Origin of the sequence: Synechococcus sp. PCC 7335 (genome assembly GCF_000155595.1) — a bacterium.
In the GTDB taxonomy this organism is placed as follows: domain Bacteria; phylum Cyanobacteriota; class Cyanobacteriia; order Phormidesmidales; family Phormidesmidaceae; genus Phormidesmis.
Genome location: NZ_DS989904.1, coordinates 3,281,071 through 3,299,086, shown reverse-complemented (window position 1 = coordinate 3,299,086; position 18,016 = coordinate 3,281,071). Strand labels below are relative to the sequence as shown.

At 47.4% G+C, this 18,016-nt stretch carries 11 protein-coding genes; 5 read left to right on the top strand and 6 right to left on the bottom strand.

Going from position 1 to position 18,016, the window contains the following annotated elements; genetic code table 11:
• Window positions 1–7: 7 nt before the first annotated feature.
• The 5 genes from S7335_RS14175 to S7335_RS14155 all read right to left on the bottom strand — a co-directional run bounded on the left by S7335_RS14175 (window position 8) and on the right by S7335_RS14155 (window position 5,222).
• The gene (locus S7335_RS14175) at window positions 8–790 is read right to left on the bottom strand and encodes an ABC transporter permease (protein WP_038016256.1); all 783 of its coding nucleotides are present in this window, start codon (window positions 788–790) and stop codon (window positions 8–10) included.
• Between the two features lie 54 nt (window positions 791–844).
• Entirely contained in the window at window positions 845–1,702 is an 858-nt protein-coding gene (locus S7335_RS14170; protein ID WP_006454929.1) for an ABC transporter permease, read from the bottom strand.
• A gap of 272 nt (window positions 1,703–1,974) precedes the next feature.
• Window positions 1,975–3,288 carry a PotD/PotF family extracellular solute-binding protein gene (locus S7335_RS14165; RefSeq protein ID WP_006454002.1) on the bottom strand — a complete coding sequence of 438 codons (1,314 nt, stop codon included), beginning with the start codon at window positions 3,286–3,288 and terminating at the stop codon, window positions 1,975–1,977.
• A 367-nt stretch (window positions 3,289–3,655) separates the two neighbouring features.
• On the bottom strand, window positions 3,656–4,861 hold the full coding sequence (locus S7335_RS14160; RefSeq protein ID WP_006457446.1) for an ABC transporter ATP-binding protein: 1,206 nt from the start codon (window positions 4,859–4,861) through the stop codon (window positions 3,656–3,658).
• A 22-nt stretch (window positions 4,862–4,883) separates the two neighbouring features.
• Complete coding sequence (locus S7335_RS14155) at window positions 4,884–5,222, bottom strand: hypothetical protein (protein WP_006453985.1); 339 nt, start codon at window positions 5,220–5,222, stop codon at window positions 4,884–4,886.
• Window positions 5,223–5,575: 353 nt separating this feature from the next.
• Here S7335_RS14155 and S7335_RS14150 point away from each other — a divergent pair, with 353 nt between their 5' ends.
• From S7335_RS14150 to S7335_RS14135, 4 genes are all read left to right on the top strand, one after another.
• Entirely contained in the window at window positions 5,576–5,998 is a 423-nt protein-coding gene (locus S7335_RS14150) for a gamma-glutamylcyclotransferase (RefSeq protein WP_006456938.1), read from the top strand.
• A 2-nt stretch (window positions 5,999–6,000) separates the two neighbouring features.
• The gene (gene hydA, locus S7335_RS14145) at window positions 6,001–7,416 is read left to right on the top strand and encodes a dihydropyrimidinase (RefSeq protein WP_006456012.1); all 1,416 of its coding nucleotides are present in this window, start codon (window positions 6,001–6,003) and stop codon (window positions 7,414–7,416) included.
• 1,106 nt (window positions 7,417–8,522) lie between these two features.
• Window positions 8,523–12,875: a LamG-like jellyroll fold domain-containing protein gene (locus S7335_RS14140; RefSeq protein ID WP_006455176.1), complete on the top strand. Its 4,353-nt coding sequence runs from the start codon at window positions 8,523–8,525 to the stop codon at window positions 12,873–12,875.
• Between the two features lie 72 nt (window positions 12,876–12,947).
• The gene (locus S7335_RS14135) at window positions 12,948–14,615 is read left to right on the top strand and encodes a BamA/TamA family outer membrane protein (protein WP_006455187.1); all 1,668 of its coding nucleotides are present in this window, start codon (window positions 12,948–12,950) and stop codon (window positions 14,613–14,615) included.
• A 73-nt stretch (window positions 14,616–14,688) separates the two neighbouring features.
• Here the strand turns inward: S7335_RS14135 and S7335_RS14130 are convergent, their stop codons facing one another.
• Complete coding sequence (locus tag S7335_RS14130) at window positions 14,689–16,617, bottom strand: ABC-F family ATP-binding cassette domain-containing protein (protein ID WP_006455603.1); 1,929 nt, start codon at window positions 16,615–16,617, stop codon at window positions 14,689–14,691.
• Window positions 16,618–16,913: 296 nt separating this feature from the next.
• Between S7335_RS14130 and S7335_RS14125 the strand changes: the two genes are divergently transcribed.
• On the top strand, window positions 16,914–17,954 hold the full coding sequence (locus S7335_RS14125; protein ID WP_006456693.1) for a fatty acid desaturase: 1,041 nt from the start codon (window positions 16,914–16,916) through the stop codon (window positions 17,952–17,954).
• Window positions 17,955–18,016 lie beyond the last annotated feature (62 nt).

Sequence of the window (18,016 nt, the reverse complement as noted above, 5' to 3'; positions counted from 1 at the left end):
ACATCGCCTAGCGAGAGAAAAACTTGTAAGCGCCAAACCCAGCGGCAATCAGCGTCACCGAAAATAGCGTTGTCAAGGTTCCAAGCGCATATAAAGCTGGAGAGGTCACGTTAGTTGTCATACCAAAGATTTCCAGTGGCAGCGTGTTGTACTGACCGGACACCAAAGAGGTGCGAATAAATTCATCATAGGAAAGCGTAAATCCCAGCAGCGCAATTCCAATCAGGCTTGGAAAGATGAGAGGTAAAACCACCTCACGAAACGTTTGAACATCACCCGCACCCAAATCTCTAGCAGCCTCCTCATAATATGGATTAAAGCGATTGAACACACCGAGCATAATTAAAAAAGCAAACGGTACCGTCCAGGTCAAATGTGCGCCTAGACCGGATGTGAACCAGTTGGTTTGGATACTTAGAACCTGGAAAGTAATGCCGATGCCAAGCGAGATCAATACGCCTGGCACCACCAAACTAGAAATAGTGAGATAAAAAAGTGCCAAAGCGCCTCTAAACCGAGCCCGAAACGCCATACTTGCCATTACACTGACCACAATTGCGATCGCCACGACTAACAGCCCTAACCAAAACGAGCGTTGAAACGACTCTACAAAGCTACCCACTCGCTGCTCTTGAAATACTTGGCCTAGCCAGTAAAAGCCAAAGCTACGCACCGGGAAGGTCAGCGCCCCGTCTGGTCCTTGCAACGACAGCGTGAAGATCGCCAGCATAGGACCATAGAGGAAAAGCACAAAAAGAGCGAAGAAGACGGTAAGAAGTTTTTTGGCCATCGTCTCTAGACTAGAAGGGGACAAAGGAAAGAAGGGAATAGAAAGCAAAGCCTATTACAGCTCTTTGCGAATATCAACGACTCGTAAGATACCGGTTACAAGCACTAGCGTAATCAGTAGTAGGATCACCGCGTTTGCTGCTGCCAGTGGATATTGCAAGCTACCAATCTGCGTGCTAATGAGTTTGCCAACAGAAGCAGACTGACCACCGCCCATCAGTCGCACCGTGACATACTCACCCATCGTTAGCGTCACGACAAAGATAGAACCAATCGCAATGCCCGGAGCAGTCAACGGCAGGATAATTTCTTTTAGAACATCGAAGCTAGAGGCGCCCATATCTCTAGCTGCAGTAATCAGCGTTCGATCGATTCGCATCATACTGTTGAATACAGGCGCAATCATAAAAAAGTTATATAAATGGACCATGCCTAGAACAATCGCAAAGTCGGAATAGAGAAACCACTCCACAGGCGTCTGAACAATGTTTAAATTCAGCAATAGCTGATTGACTAATCCTTCTCGCCCTAGCAGCGGAATCCACGAAATCATGCGAATAATGTTAGAGGTCCAAAAAGGGATTGTGCAGATCAAGAACAGCAGCACCCGTATACTTTCGCACTCAATGCAAAAGGTGAGGTAGTAAGCAATAGGCAGCGCGATCGCCAAGCAGGTTCCCCACACTAATGCGACGTATTTGAACGTATTTATATAGGTAGACAGAGAAACCTGGGAAGTAAAAACGTTGATGTAATTATCGAATGAAAAAGCAGGCGTCATCGCATAACCGTTGAACTGCCAGAAACTGACAACCACGATCATGACGATAGGAAACACCAAAAACATCAAGAATATTATCGCCTGTGGTGTCGCTAGGGCATAGGGCTGTAAGGCTTTCCAGGTTCTATACATAGTTTCACTAAACGATATAGTTCTATAGTTCGGCTATCGATCAATATTAGGTGAGGGGTTCTCTCAAAGTGTCTAGTCTGCTTTTCTAACCAAGGACTGATACTGATATAGCAATGTGCGGATGCATCCTCTGCGAGAAGGCAAAGCCTGCGGGCATTGCGAATCACTTAGCCTAGTGCAATACAAGGGTTGTAGCCAATGACTATGCCATAAGCTAAGTGACCAAAGCGATATATTCAAAAACAGATCAAAGGTAAAAAGACTTTTTTCGCCTATGCCGCAATGAACTCATTCCACTTTTGCACCAGGTAAACCTGTTCATCCATAGTTGAATTCCAAACGACAACGTTACCCATTCGCTCTTCAAACGAGCCTCCGTCTCTTACCGCACCGGCTTTCTCTAAGGTCGTACCGAACGGATCAACCATATCAACCGCAGCTGGTTTCCCTTCGTACCAAAAGTCCCACTCTTCTGGTGACATAAACTTTTTCGCATTCTCAGGCACCGCACTGTAGTAACCCTGGCGACCTAAAAATGCACCCACCCAGCCATCGAGTAGCCAGTCGATATAAGCATAGGCTGCATCTAGCTTAGCCCCTTCCATCGCAGCCGACATACCAATACCACCACCCCAGGCTCGATAGCCCTCCTTCAGTGGCGCATAAATGCATTCTAATCCTTTTGCCTTCACTGCTGTCACCGCTGGAGACCACATTGACTGCAAAACCACTTCCCCTGAAGACATTAGATTCACTGACTCATCAAATGTCTTCCAAAAAGCCCTAAACTGTCCGTTTCGCTTTTGTTCGATCAAAATATCTGTAACCTGATCGATTTCTGCTTTCGTCATGTTTCCTTTGTCGCCAAAGGTCATCAGACCGGCTGCTTCTACTACTAGCGCCGCATCCATAATCCCAATCGAAGGAATATCTAGAATTGAAGTCTTCCCTCGAAATGCCGGGTCGAATAGATCAGCCCAGCTAGTAATCTCTTTATCTACTAGGTCAGGTCTATATCCTAAAGTGTCTGCGTTGTATTGAAATGGGATGAGGGTTGCCCAGTTTGTTGGCGTGTCCGAAAACTCGTTTGAGTCTTTATCCTTCAAGTACATTACCTTGATAGGCGCGGTTCCCTGAGCATCCTCAACGGGTAATCCATTAAACTTGCCAGTTGTAAAGATCGAGACAATCTTGTCAAAGCTTTTTACTCTGCTAACATCAATGGCCTGTAAGTTTCCCGAAGGAATCACTAAGGGCAGGCTAAAATACTCACCATCAAACATGTCATATTGCCCAGGTTGGGTAATGGCAATCTGATTGTTTTCTTCAGTGCTAAGTGCTTTTAGCTCAATGTTAAAGCCCAGATCTTCTTGGGCTTTATCTCGAATATCATTAATTTGGGCAACACCCGTTCCAATGAAGCGGAGTGTGACATCTTTGATATTGTTCGCATTTACTTCAGGGCCAGTCGCTGGATTGTTAGGCGTACCTTCTGGAGCCTCTGCTTGACCGCAGCGAGCAGTTGCCAGTGCTGCGCCGGTAGCTAGTCCAGTTTGCAGTAAACGTCTACGAGTGAATTTGGGCATTGTTTCAAATAGTTTAGACAACTGATATGCAGGCAATAGCGACAAATGCTCTACTAGAATAGAAGTTCATTGAAGTCAACTTCCCTAAAACAAGAACTTAGTAGAATACTAAAGTCTGTTAAAACAGTAGTCTCCTTAAGCAGTCGTTTCCGTAGGGTAAGCCATTTTTACAGAGTGAGAGCTAGTCAGAACCGTTAAAATTCTGTCACAGGCTAAGGGGGGAGATCTAGTAGAGATAGCCTATTAAACAACAGCTTGCGAAAAATAAATACTAGCAACGTTAGTTTCCTTACAAATTTTAGTGCTGGCTCCTTAGTGACCTCTGCCCATAGCTGCTCTGTTAAGTCACTAGCTCTATACTGCCTATCTAGCAAGGCAGGAAAACACAGTCTTTAGCTAGCCAGCGAACAGAAACAGCCTGACCGACAGCAAGACCAGCGCTCATCCAGTCGGTAGTCCTGACCTTATACAATAGAGGCTGTTGGGTTGCTTCTAGCACCAGAGAAACGCGCGTGACGTATCCGGTCATCTCTACATCCGTCACCCGGGCGGCTACCGTATTGATTCGAGACGCACTGCCTGGAGATGAGGATGCGCTGTTAGCTGCGAAAGATCCTGACAAAGGTAAGAGTTCAATCAGATCAGGTCGGACCGAGCAAGCCGCTTCAGATCCTATAGATGTTGGAATTCCCTGACAAAAGATTTCACCAATTCCTTCAACATTCAATCTGATCAGCTCGTGGTTAGTTTTGTTTGAAGACGTATCGACAATCTTTCCAGTAAAGATGTTGTTATCCCCAATAAACTTAGCAACAAATTGAGAGGCGGGCGCGGTAAAGAGTTCAGTAGGTGTAGCGACTTGGTCGATGTGGCCATGATTCATCACCACAACCTGATCGGAGAGTGAGAATGCTTCTTCTACGTGGTGAGTTACTTGAATAAAGGTAAGCCCAAACTGCTGCTGAATGTTGCGTAGCTCGCCGCGCATTCTAACGCGAAGATTCTCATCAAGCGCACTTAGCGGTTCGTCTAGCATCAGCACCTGGGGCCGAGTCACTAAGGCTCTAGCAAGCGCAATTCTCTGCTGCTGGCCACCACTAAGCATATTCGGACGACGGTTGGCGGTATGGCTCAGACCAACTAACTCTAGTATTTCACCTACTCTTCGCTTGCGATCGCCTGCTGAAATACCCTGCATTTTCAGCCCAAAATCTACGTTTTGCCAAATAGTCTTATGGGGAAAAAGCGCATAGTTTTGGAACATCATAGCGGTGTTTCTTTTTGCGGGTGGCAAATGAGTAACTCGCCGATCGCCGATATAGACTTCGCCTTTTGTGACGGCTTCGTGCCCAGCAATCATTCTGAGCGCCGTCGTCTTACCACAGCCGCTAGGTCCTAATAAACAACAATAAGCGCCCTCTAAAATATCTAGAGTGATGTCTTTGATAGCGGTGAAGGTACCATATTTTTTGGTGACTGAGCGCAAGGAGACACCAGCTGTTTCTACCTTGCTGTGAGTGAGTGCCTTTGGGATAGCCGTGGAAACCGGTGACTTAGTCTCTGATAAGGTCATATGCTTTCCTATAGGAATGGATTCAAGAACTTAAGAGCAGTGATAGTGTTGGTCTAGATCTAGCTAGGGTATGGCAAAGTACATTCGTGCTGTGAGCACAATCATTGGGATAAGCATATTCATTCACAGCAGAACCAACCCCTGATTCACTAGGTCCAAAGATATTACCAGCTAGATTAAGTCTTACCCGCATACCGGCTCGACGTATCCATCGTTCTCCTAGAGCGCGGGCGCAGCAATCTACTTGATCACGATCTACTTGATCAAACGCTGTTTGCTGCACACCACTGCTGCTCAGCTTACCGATTGGGGCAACGTCAACGATACTTTGCATTAGGCGATCACGGTTGACTAAAACCATAGAGACAGTTGTGCTCACAAGCCCCCTTTAAGGTTCTTTGGTTCTTTCTATAAAGCGCTCTATAAAGCGCAAGGTTCAATCATAATCTTTGAGTACCAAGGCGGGTTGTATCAGGTTTATCCAAACGAGTTGGTCGTCTGTGTCTGTCTACTCCGCCTCTCCCTTCGGAAGTGCTAGTGCCACCACCAGGTATCCTTAATAGGGACACCGGAACAATTAAACTGGCACTTACGATTGGTCAAAGTATTACCCAAAGTATCGCTAAGTATCATTGGCACCCTTAGAGAGCTGATTTCTGGTAAAAGTTGGCTAGTAATCTTTAAGCTGAAATTACTCAGTCCGGTCAACTTCTTATGTCTAAGATCCCTTCTAAGTTTGTGTTTATCTGTGGCTCAGCCCTAACAGGTCAGCCTGATCACCAAAATCTACAGTCGGCTACGCTGATTCGAGAGGCCAAGACCGCACCCCTCTATCGCCTGCATTCAGTCAAGGACGGTTGGCACCCGGGCATCTATGAAACTGCTGAAAACGGAATCTCTATTCCAGGAGAAGTGTATGAGCTAACGCTAGAACAGTACGAGTATCTGGTCTCGACAGAACCACCGGATATGTATCCAGAAGAGATCACTTTAGAGAACGGAGAAGTTGCGACCGCCATGCTTTATCCCAAAGCGCTGATCGAAGAGAACAACTATCCTGATATCTCTCATATTGGTGGATGGGCTGCCTACAAAAAGCAACAGCAGCAGACCGAACAAAAGCAATCTAAGGAGTAACAATGAGCAAAGTGCTAATCAAAGGGGGCCGTGTAGTTACCGCTGTTGATGACTATGTTGCGGACATACTGATTCAAGCTGGAAAGATTGAAGCGATCGCTCGTTCCTTAGAGATAGAAGATGCCCAAGTCCATGATGCTACAGACCTACTGGTTCTTCCAGGGGGCATCGACGTGCATGTTCATATGGAAACGCCTATGGGGAACGGCGTCTACACCTGCGACACTTTTGAAAGTGGCACAATATCGGCGGCTTTCGGTGGCACAACCACAATTATTGACTTCGCTCAGCAGTTTCAAGGGGAAAGCCCCAAGCTAGCACTTGATCGTAGATTAGCAGACGCTGCCCCGCAGTGCTGCGTGGACTATGGCTTTCACGTTATCTTGACCGATGCCAATGCGGACGCGATCGCCGAACTCCCAGATCTTGTAAACCACGAAGGTGTCTCTAGTTTCAAACTGTATATGGCCTATCCCGGCGTCATGATGGTAGACGATGCGGCTATATACAAAATCATGCGAAAAGTCGGCAGCCATGGCGGCATGGTAAACGTACATGCTGAAAATGGAACTGTTATTCAGGCATTGATAGAAGAAGCCCTGGCCGCTGGTAATACCTCTCCTAAATTTCATCAGCTCACCCGGCCTCGGTTAATGGAAGGAGAAGCTACCCACCGAGCCATCCGCATCGCAGAGCTAGCAGAGGTTCCGGTCTATATCGTTCATCTTTCGGCAAAAGAGGCGTTAGATGCGGTTGTAGAAGCGCGCGATCGCGGTATTCATGCCTTCGCTGAGACATGCCCTCACTATCTTTTTCTCGATGAAGTTCAATACAATCATCCAGGATTTGAGAGCGCTAAGTATGTGATGACCCCTCCCTTGCGCGATCGCCGCTGCCAGCATGAACTTTGGCGTGGTCTTCAATTTGATGATTTGCAAATTGTCTCTACTGACCACTGCCCATTTTGCTTCAACGAAAATCCAATGGGACTTTTAAAGTCTAAGCGTTACGGCCAAGACAACTTCAACAAGATTCCTAACGGCGCCCCTGGCGTAGAGCTGAGACTCGAGCTGCTCTACGACGGCGGTGTCCGAACCAGCAAGATCAATCTCAACCGGTTTGTGCAACTCACTGCTACCGCTCCTGCCAAAATGTTTGGCTTATTCCCCCGAAAAGGAACCATCGCCATTGGTAGCGACGCCGATGTCGTCTTATTTGATCCTAATAAAGAACACACGCTCAGCGCTAGCACTCACCACTCCAACGTCGACTATTCTCTTTTCGAAGGACGGAAGATACAGGGTAAAGTCGAGAAAGTCTTCCTGCGCGGAGAGCTAATTGTAGACGGTGAGCAGTGGCTAGGTAGTCCTGGCATGGGGCAATACATCAATCGAACTGCCTCAGGGCGCATACTGTGAGCCCTTAAGCTTATTGAACCAAGGTTAAAGCTATGGAAAGATAGAGCTTGTGAATAAGCCAAGCGATACCGGAAAAAAGTATGACCTAAAGCATCCAAAACATAGCGAGCTGCGTAATAGCTATGTCCAAAGAGTGTTGTATCAACCATTTGGAACTTCACTATTTAACAAGCAATCTATCAGAAGTAGGAAAACAGAGGTAATAGATGGTCGTCAGAGTAGCTCATAATCAGTCTGCCCAGTCCAGGCTAGATATCACTTGTACAAGCAGACACTATCTATATCTTGTACAAGCGATTATGTCTAACTATGCTCATTCAGGTGTTGTCCCGATATATGTCCTCTGTTAGTCTGCCTACTCCATCACGTGTTGCTTGAATAACAGGACTTACCAATTCGTGTTTACCGCTCTGTAGTTCCAAGTTCCATCTGTCTATTCCTTTGAACAAACACTTTGGCCTAAGGAAAACTTACAACAGGTAGCTCTAGCAAAAGACGACAAACAACTTAACGATCTTTTGTAACAATTTTTCTTGATATATCTACAAACTAAGCCACCTCAGTACCCCAAGGATCTTAGAACGAAAATAGAGGTAACCTTCTTTAGACTGCTTTCTTGGCTGGTTTCTTCTAGCTAGCAGCTATCCTGCGCTAAGTCCATTTTTTAGCTTGGCTTATTGTCTCCTTCACAGAAAGGATAGTTGTTTTTAGCACAGGTGAAATCACTCCGACAGAGCGTAGCGGAAAATCATGTGTGATTCTATAATCTTGTTCTATCAGGTTTTTTTTGTGTGTTTACAAAATTGAATCCGGAAAGGGTTTGAGGAAGGTTGAAGGACTAGATTGTACGAGTTTTTCTCGCATGGTCAATTTCCATCATGGTGACTATAGACTCCGTGTGGCAGCTATAGACAAGGTACACAATTAGGTGATATCAGGAAGGCGTGCTTTCGATGTAGATAGGTTATATCAAGTATTCTGCCGTATCGAATCAAAACTTCTATATTTTTGCCTTGTTCTTAACAGTTTTCCTCAAAGCTTGTTTTGAGATATCTCTTCTCTCGTCACTTTTTTCAATTAATTGAGTTTAATAATAGGAGTTTCTGATGGTTGATTTCAATTTGGATGGATTCGTCAACGAAGGCGTGATCACTAGTGGGTTAGCTGCACCCATTGCCCTTACCTTTCTGCCTGACAACCGCATGCTACTGCTAGAGAAAGGTGGGCAAATCTTCATTGCCGATCCTAACTCTGGGCAGAAGTCTCTTTATCTAGATATCTCTGACATCGTTAATTCTGGAAATGAGCGTGGTCTGCTAGAGATAGCTATTCCTCCAGATTTTGACCCCGACCCGACGAGTGGCAATAATCAAATTTACCTCTTCTACACGCGCTCAGGTAACACTAACAGAGCGGTGATTGCTGAATATCTACACGAGGAACGATCAGGCGACCTAGATAGCAGAGCCAGACGTAATAGCGAAACTATCCTGTGGACCGATGTGGATGGGTATGTCTCTTGCTGTCACTACGGCGGCGGTCTGGACTTTGGACCAGATGGGAAGCTCTGGCTGACTAGCTCAGACAAGTTCAATACCTCTAACGGTGGCGAAGGCGGCCCGGATGATGACTGGCCGCTTGACCTAGAAAGCACCAGCGGTAAGATCATCCGCGTCAACCGCGATGGCTCTATCCTAGACGGTACAGACGGCTGGCCGGCTAACCCTTATGTTGATGGCACGATTGATGGACCTTACCCTAGTCTGGCCGCGGACGGACAGCCATATGATCCAAACAAATATATCTGGGCTTATGGACTACGCAATCCGTTCCGAGCTGATTGGGACGAAGAGTACGGCAAATTCTACATCGGTGAGGTCGGCGGCAACCGCAGACGCTCTACCGATGATATCCACGTCGCTTCACTCGACCAGGCCGGCGCTTTCTATGGTTGGAACTTCTATGAAGGTGTCAACAACGCCGTTCTATACAACCCGGATAAGTCACCGTTCAACCCGGTTGAGTTTCCACAACCCGATACTGACCTAGCCGACCCGAGCACTGGCGACTACTTTTCTGCACCAATCTACGACTTTCCGCATGCGTCTTTGACTGGCGGCTTCGTCTACCGAGGCGATATGTTCCCCGAAGAGTTCGATGGGGTCTACTTCTTCGGCAACTTCGAGGAAAAATACATCAAGTTCTTAGACCTGAACGCTACTGGCGACGAGGTTGAGGGCATCTACGATTTCAAACCTAGCGGTAGTATCTCTGGAGATGCGCCTAATATAGTCTTCCTAGAAGAAGGGATTGACGGGGCGCTGTACTACATCAACTATGAAGCCAACGGCGGCCAGGTGCAGCGTATCACTTTTGGCGCTAACGGCAATATGGCCCCCTTCATTATCTCTTCTAATGTGACTGATGACCAAGGTGACCCAGATGACCAAGCTGGCGACACAGCACCCCTGGGCATTACCTACAACGCAACTGTCGGTGACAATGACACTCAGCTCAGCGATTTGACTTTTAGGATCAACTTTGGTGACGGTACGATCGTCAATGGGTCTCCAGACCCGAACACAGGTGAGATCTCAGTTGACCACCAGTACACAGCCGAAGGAACTTATAATGCTACCCTTCGCGTTAGAGACGGATCGAACACAACGCTAGCTGAGCCGATCACTATCACGGCTGGCAGCTTTAATAGTGCGCCTACATTCCAGTCGGTTAGTTCAGACCTTGCCTTCATCGACCCTGGTGATCAGGTAACATTCACAGCCGTGGTTGCCGATGCGGATGACCCGGTGAATACGCTTACCTATACGATCGACTTCGGCGATGGTACACAGACTTCTGGCACTCCTAACAACGATGGCACCATCGAGGTCACTCACATCTATGCAGATGACGGCATCTACAATGCCTCTTTTACTATCTCGGATGGCGAAGCTGACCCAGTTACCTCTGATAACCTTCCTATTAGAGTGGGGGCTTCGAGCCAGCTACCGGTGACCAACGGTCTGGTCTTTCAGGTAGAAGCCTTTACCAAAATTGGCTTGGATGGCACGACCGTCACTGAGTGGATTGACCAATCTGGCACTGGCAACAATGCGCTAGCAGCGGGCGACCCGCAGTACATCGACGAGGCAACACCATCTGGCCAACCGGCTGTAGCGTTTGATGGCAATGGTGACTATATCTTTCGCGAGGCAACCCTGCAAGGGTTTTCCAGCGGCAACGAACCTCGAACCATGTTCTTTGTAGTGGACTACGAAGACGTCACCAATGGCGAATACGCTGGACTCACCTATGGCAAAGCTGATAAGAATCAAGCCTTCGGTCTGACTCTAGACGGCAACGATGATGACTTCACAGTTCAAGGTTGGGGGAAAAATAACGACCGGCGTACTGACGTTGATGGTGTCATCAATCCCGACAATGGTCAGCAACGTGGTTTTGTCTCTCATGCCGTAGTCTTTGATGGGGCTACTTACAGACACTTCGTAGATGGCGCGGAGATTGACTCTGGTAACAAGACTTACAACACAGTCCTTGAAAAGCTGCTGATTGGTCAGAACCTTGATGGCGGTGAAACGCCGATGACTGTTGCTGCTGCCTATATCTACAATCGCGCTTTGAACGCAAACGAGTTTGGGGCGGTCGAAAACTATATTCAGCAGACCTATCTAACGCCTCTGTCTAGTAATAACCTACCTATGGCAGTGAACGATCCAGATGGTGGGAGGGCAGCTCTATTCGCGACTAATGAGGACACAGCCTTTACTACCGGTAACGTGCTCGACAACGACAGCGATATCGATGGAGATCCGCTGAGCGTAAGCGATGTCGATACTACTATCACCATAGGCGAAGTCACTAACAACGGTGATGGCACCTTCGACTATGACCCGAACGGTCAGTTCGAAGATCTCGACGCCGGCGAAACTGCTACCGATAGCTTCTCCTACACTATCTCAGACGGCAACGGTGGAGAGTCAACCGCAACTGTCACAGTAACTATCAATGGCGCTGATGAAACTGGTGCAAATCCATTACCAGTGACTAATGGCCTGGTAGCTCAGTTCGAATCAAACACTAATGTTATTGAAGGCAATGGCGTTGTTACTGGGTGGCTAGATCGCTCTGGCGCAGGCAACAACCTGCTCGCATCCGGTAACCCACAGCTAGTTGAAGATGCCACACCAACTGGTCAGTCGGCTGTTGTGCTAGATGGCAACGGCGACTATCTTTTCCGCGATACAACGCTACAGGGATTTGCTAGTGGCAACGAACCTCGAACTATGTTCTTTGTAGTGGACTACGAAGACGTCACCAATGATGAATACGCTGGACTCGCCTACGGTAAGGCAGATAAGAACCAAGCCTTCGGTCTGACTCTAAACGGGAACGATGATGACTTCACAGTTCAAGGGTGGGGAAAAAATAACGACCGGCGTACTAGCATAGACGGTGTGATTGACCCTAACACTGGTCAGCAACGCGGCTTTGTTTCTCATGCAGTCGTGTTCGATGGCACGACATTCAGGCACTACGTGAACGGAGAAGAGATTGACTCTGGCAACAAAACCTATGACACAGTCCTTGAAAAGCTGCTGATTGGTCAAAACCTGGAAGATGGTGAAACGCCGATGAGTGTCGCTGCTGCCTATATCTACAATCGCGCTTTGAACACAAACGAGTTCAATACAGTCGAAAACTATATTCAGCAGACCTATCTAGAGTCCTCAAATGGTGGAGGAAATCAGTCAGATGGACGTGTCACCGACGACCTATTAGCACTTTACACGTTTGAGGAAGGAAGCGGTCAGACCGTTAGAGATACCTCTGGAACAGGTAATGCTCTCGATCTAAGTATCGATGATCTAACGGGTGTAACCTGGGGAGACGGCTCGTTGACCCTCAACGACCCTACCTTGATCTCCACAGATGCATCACCAACCAAGTTACTCAATGGCCTAGCTGACGGTAATATCACCATCGAGGCATGGGTAACACCGGAGAATACTAGCCAAACCGGACCAGCTCGAATTGCCACATTCTCTCAAAATACGCGCAGACGCAACTTCACATTGGGTCAAGCGGGTGCGAAGTTTGATGTCCGGCTACGAACAACTGCTACTTCTAGTAACGGTAGACCATCGGTTGCTTCTCCAGCTGGTTCGGTCGATACTGACCTTACCCATGTGATCTATACCCGGACAGCAGGTGGAGATGCATCAATGTATATAGATGGTGGACTAGTGACTACTGGCACAGTAGGCGGTAACGTATCTAACTGGGCTTCAACGCACCAGTTTGCCCTGGGAAATGAGCTTGGGGCTTCTGAGCGGCCTTGGCTAGGCACTCTAGATCTAGTTGCTATCTACAATCAGTCATTCGACGCTAATGAAGTGACACAAAACTTCCTTGTAGGTCCTAATCCGACAATCACATAATCCCACACCTAACGGTCTGGTCTAATCCAATTTGACGTCATCAGCACGGCATTACGCTGTATTGTGAGGACTATGTTCTATGAGCCGCTGTCTATTAAACAGCGGCTTGTCGTTGTTTGGGTTGCCTCTGTGAAAGTTTACTTGCTATCGTCTGCTTTCCCTTCTTGGAAGTTGAAAAAAGTAAGCCGGATTGTGCTAAGTGCTGTAGTGGGTCCTGCCTTCGTATTCAACCTAGGAATTGGTGGTAAGAATCAAGCACTATTTGAGGGGGGTGCGATCGCATCCCAACCCATAGATGCCCTTCAAGCTTCTATCTCTAAGACCGGTGATCCCCATCTGAGCGCTTCCCAAATAGGCACTTCACAACTACCCCAAAGCACTATTGCTGATATCCAGGTTCGCGTCATTGATGAATTAGGTGCAGTTCATTCCATAGATGCTCCGTATGAGTTTGTTCAGGCATTCAACCTACAGCCTGGGGATCCTTACGATCCTCAGGCGATAAAAGTTAGTCTTGCAAAAGTTGAAGACTTAGCTGAACAGATTACTCTAACGACCGAACCGACCGCAGACCCGCATCAAGTTGCATTAGTGGTGACTGTTCGAGAGCCGAACAGTTTCTTTTGGGGCTTTGGTAGATTTTCAAGACCTAGGATTCTTGCACCTAGTGCCCTTATAGGCCCATTTCGACCTGATGTTACCGACACTGTTTCCAATCGCGCGGTTGGATTTTCTGTTGGTGCCTATGCAGGACTTGATAACATCGGTAATAGTGGTCAAGTTTTAGCCGCTGGTGTCGTAGGTGGTGTCAATGCCTTTGGTGTTGAAGTTGACTACGGCTACCGACTAGATGATAGTTCAGGAATCGTGGTTAACTTCGCTAACCAGCGCGGCGTAGAAACTGAATTTGACGAAGGTGAAATCGATATTGATACTCCTAGTGGCGACGATCCTTGGGTCCATCGCATTGGCGGGGGTGCGGCGTATTTTCGCAGGTTTAACCCAGCACTATCAGCCTCAGCGGGTCTTGCCTATCAGCGTGTTACCGTCAGAGATGGTGCTTTCTCGGGTGATACCTTTGCCTTCGATGAAGTCGGTAACCCGCTCACTGTCAGCGATAGCGGCGCAGATGATTTGTTAACTATCAAACTCGTAGGCGCACTGGACTATCGAGACGATCCTATTGATCCTGCTAGTGGATCAAGGCTGTTAGTTGGTATAGACCAATCTATTCCTGTGGGCAATGCTGGTATTTTCTTCAATCGAATCAGTGGTAGCTATACCCACTTTATACCGCTAAATCTATTTGGGTTTGCTCAAGGCAATCGCACCCTTGTTCTCAATGCCCAAGGAGGTACTATCATCGGTGATGCTCCGCCTTACGAAACGTTTAGTCTTGGTGGACCCAATTCTATTCGCGGCTACAGCAGAGGCGAAGTCAGCAGCGGGCGCAGCTTCGTTCAAGCGACGGCCGAATATCGCTTTCCCATTGCTAACTTTAGTACTTTCAATAGGGCCATTAATCTAGGTGGCACACTGTTCACAGACTTTGGCAGCGATTTAGGATCAGGTGATACTGTTATTGGTGTTCCTGCTGAGGCAAGAGATAAACCCGGCAGTGGTTTTGGTGGAGGTATAGGTCTGCGAGCCGTCACTGATTTTGCCACGGGCAGAGCAGAACTAGGTGTTAATGATCAAGGTGATATTAATGTGTTGTTCAGTGTGGGCGATCGCTTCTAGACCGCTTTTTTCGCTCACCTTAGATAGCTAGATAGCTAAGATAGCTGAAACCTTGAATATCTATCATTCAAGATTAAACAATTAGCTCAGCAAGTTCCATCCATCTTTCTGTAGCAGTGTCGATCTCTTCAGAAATCTCAGCAATCTCTTCAGAAAGCTTTTGTAGTTCCGCGTAATCACTAGGTGGGGTTGGATACAGTAGCTTTTCCAAGTCTGCTTTCTTTGCTTCTAATTTAGGAATTTTTGTTTCTAGTGAAGCATATTCTCTTTTCTCTTTGTTTGAGACTTTTTTGCTTGAAGAGTTATCAGCAGACTTAATAGTTTTCTTTTCTGCCGATCGCTTTGAAGTTTGAGCTGACTTTTGTTCTACTTTTTGAGCAGAATCTTCTTTTTTCTTTGTTTCTAGATAAACGCTGTAGCTACCTGGATAGCGTCGGATATTGCCACCAGGCTCTAATGCGAAGATATTTCGCACAGTGCGATCTAGAAAATAGCGATCATGTGAGACGGTGATAACGCAGCCTGTGAAGCTTTCTAGATAGTCTTCTAAGACGGTAAGCGTTTGTACGTCTAGGTCATTAGTAGGCTCGTCTAGGATTAAAACGTTGGGAGCGCTAAGTAGTACGCGCAATAGGAATAGACGGCGTTTTTCTCCTCCAGAAAGTTTGTTGATAGGGGTGTACTGCTGGTTGCTAGTGAACAGAAAGCGCTCTAGCATCTGAGAAACACTGATCTGGCTGCCGTCGGCGGTGGTAACGAAAGAGCCTTCTTCTTTGAGATAGTCCATGACGCGCTGTTCTTGATTCAGCGCTTCGAGCAGCTCTTCGGAATGCTGATTGAAGTAACCGATATGAATGGTCTGGCCAATATCGACGCTACCACTGTCAGGTTCAAGCTTGCCAGTGATGATGTTCATTAGGGTAGATTTGCCAGCGCCGTTACCGCCGATGATGCCAATGCGATCGCTTGCGGTAAATTCATAGGTAAAGTCTTGGATGAGTGTGCGATCGCCAAATGACTTACTGACCCCTTCTAGCTCAATGACTTTCTTCCCGATGCGCCGCCCGGCCGTATCAATCTCAACCTTTCCTTGCGTCTCTTTAAAGGTCTTCTCCTTCATTTCATCAATTCGCTGAATCCGTGCGTTCTGCTTGGTACTACGCGCTTTAGGGCCTTGCCGTAGCCAAGCCAGTTCTCTACGCAGCATCCCCTTAAACTTTTGCTGAGAGCTAGCGGCTGAGGCCTCTTGGTCAGCTTTTTTCTCTAAGTAGTAGGCATAGTTGCCTGCATACGTATACAAATCAGCTCGATCAATTTCGATGATGCGATTAGTGACGTTATCTAGAAAATAGCGATCGTGCGTGATTAGCACCAACGCCCCTCGAAACTGACCAAGGTAGTCTTGCAGCCACTCCACCGATTCAGCATCTAAGTGGTTGGTTGGCTCGTCCATTAGCAGCAAATCAGGATCGCTCATCAGCGCGGTTGCTAGGGCCACCCGCTTGCGATAGCCGCCGGAAAGATCACCCACTCTTGCATCAAAGTCTTCAATGCCCAGCTTGCTTAGGATAATTTTGGCGTTGGTTTCTAGCTCCCATGCACCAGAAGTCTCCATCTTTTCACCAACGATCGCTAGCCGATTCATGAGTTGATCTAGCTCTTTTCCGGTCGCATGAGACATTTTGTGCGACAGTGTCTCGTACTCTCTCACCAACTGCATCTGTTCACCACAGTCAGCAAACACCTGATCTAGAACCGTAAGCTCTTCATCGATATCTGGCTGCTGCGGCAGATATACAAGCCGTGCTCCAGATTTTGTTAGCCGTTGACCGCTGTCGATTGGCTCAATACCGCCCATCATTTTTAGCAGCGTTGATTTACCAGAGCCGTTGACGCCGATAACGCCCACTTTGTCATCAGGCTCAATGCTAAAAGATCCGTCGCGCAGCACTTCTTTGATGCCGAAGTCTTTGCTAACAGATTGAAAAGTGATCAGACTCATAGAAACTTAGTTGAGATATTAGCTAGAGAACTAGGCGAAAAAATGAGCAAGCAGCCGGCAAAAGTTGAGTAGAAAGGGCCGTTATGTAGTGTTTTTATCCTATGGCAAAACCGTAAAAGCGACCGACAAGGGCAGAGCACGCCAGAAAAATATGTTCATGCCCACCGTGCAATCTCGCTAGTGGCCACCCCCTAAAATGGTATAAATGTTAAGGTTTCTGAAGCATTTCTGATTCATGACAACAAACGCTTAACGAAAGAGATGCTTTTCTTCGATTTTTATAGGAGTGTTGACTTTTGACCGCCACGACAGAAAGGTTTGCGACTGCGCGTCCCGTGACTCCAGAAACATCCCTACAGCTCAAAGACATTATCCGTAGCCTCCCTCGGGCTTATTTTGAGAAAGATTCGACTAAAGCCTGGCAGCACGTTCTTATCAGCGTATCGGCCGTTATCTTAGGCTACTGCGCCATTATCTTTCTCCCAGCCTTTTTGCTTCCGTTTAGCTGGTTTTTCACAGGCACTGCGCTCACTGGTTTTTTTGTAATTGGTCACGATGCTGGTCACCGCTCTTTTGCTAAAAAACGTTGGGTTAATGATTTAGTAGGTCATCTCGCCTTTTTGCCGCTGATCTACCCATTTCACTGTTGGCGTTTGCTGCACGATCATCACCACTTGCATACCAACAAGATGGAGGAAGATAATGCCTGGACACCACTACTCATCGAAGACTATCGTAGCTACTCTCCAGTGATGCAGTTTCTTCAGCGCAGCATCCGCAGCTACTTTTGGTGGGTGGGTTCGATTGGTCACTGGGCAATGTATCACTTTGATCTAAGAAACTTTAAAGAACGCGATCGCGCTAAAGCCGCCTTCTCTATTGCTGTCGTTGCCATCTTCGCCGCAGTTGCCTTTCCTACTTTGATCGTAACGACTGGTATCTGGGGTTTCGTGAAGTTCTGGCTATTGCCTTGGATGGTCTATCACTTTTGGATGAGTACGTTCACCATTGTTCATCACACCATCCCCGAAATTCAGTTCCTCCCAGAGACCAAGTGGAATGCAGGCGCAGCTCAACTAGCGGGTACAGTTCACTGCACCTACCCCCGTTGGGTTGAATTTCTCTGCCACGATATCAATGTCCATGTGCCCCACCACGTTTCGACAGGCATTCCCTCATACAACCTACGTGCGGCCCACGCCAACCTTAAGGAAAACTGGGGCGAGCATATTGTCGAACGCAAGTTTTCTTGGAAGCTAATGATGTCTATCGTTAGTCAGTGTCATCTGTATCACCCAGACAAGGCATATCAGTCTTTTCGTGACGCAGGGTTTTAGCATCGAGTCCGCTTAGCCGACGAGTTCAAATTCTCAGAAATGAGAGATAGCTCAAGGGCCGA

Bases quoted from the DNA above. Each gene is read 5' to 3' on its own strand.
- S7335_RS14175 (WP_038016256.1), bottom strand. From the start codon at position 790: ATGGCCAAAAAACTTCTTACCGTCTTCTTCGCTCTTTTTGTGCTTTTC.
- S7335_RS14170 (WP_006454929.1), bottom strand. From the start codon at position 1,702: ATGTATAGAACCTGGAAAGCCTTACAGCCCTATGCCCTAGCGACACCA.
- S7335_RS14165 (WP_006454002.1), bottom strand. From the start codon at position 3,288: ATGCCCAAATTCACTCGTAGACGTTTACTGCAAACTGGACTAGCTACC.
- S7335_RS14160 (WP_006457446.1), bottom strand. From the start codon at position 4,861: ATGACCTTATCAGAGACTAAGTCACCGGTTTCCACGGCTATCCCAAAG.
- S7335_RS14155 (WP_006453985.1), bottom strand. From the start codon at position 5,222: ATGGTTTTAGTCAACCGTGATCGCCTAATGCAAAGTATCGTTGACGTT.
- S7335_RS14150 (WP_006456938.1), top strand. From the start codon at position 5,576: ATGTCTAAGATCCCTTCTAAGTTTGTGTTTATCTGTGGCTCAGCCCTA.
- hydA (WP_006456012.1), top strand. From the start codon at position 6,001: ATGAGCAAAGTGCTAATCAAAGGGGGCCGTGTAGTTACCGCTGTTGAT.
- S7335_RS14140 (WP_006455176.1), top strand. From the start codon at position 8,523: ATGGTTGATTTCAATTTGGATGGATTCGTCAACGAAGGCGTGATCACT.
- S7335_RS14135 (WP_006455187.1), top strand. From the start codon at position 12,948: ATGTTCTATGAGCCGCTGTCTATTAAACAGCGGCTTGTCGTTGTTTGG.
- S7335_RS14130 (WP_006455603.1), bottom strand. From the start codon at position 16,617: ATGAGTCTGATCACTTTTCAATCTGTTAGCAAAGACTTCGGCATCAAA.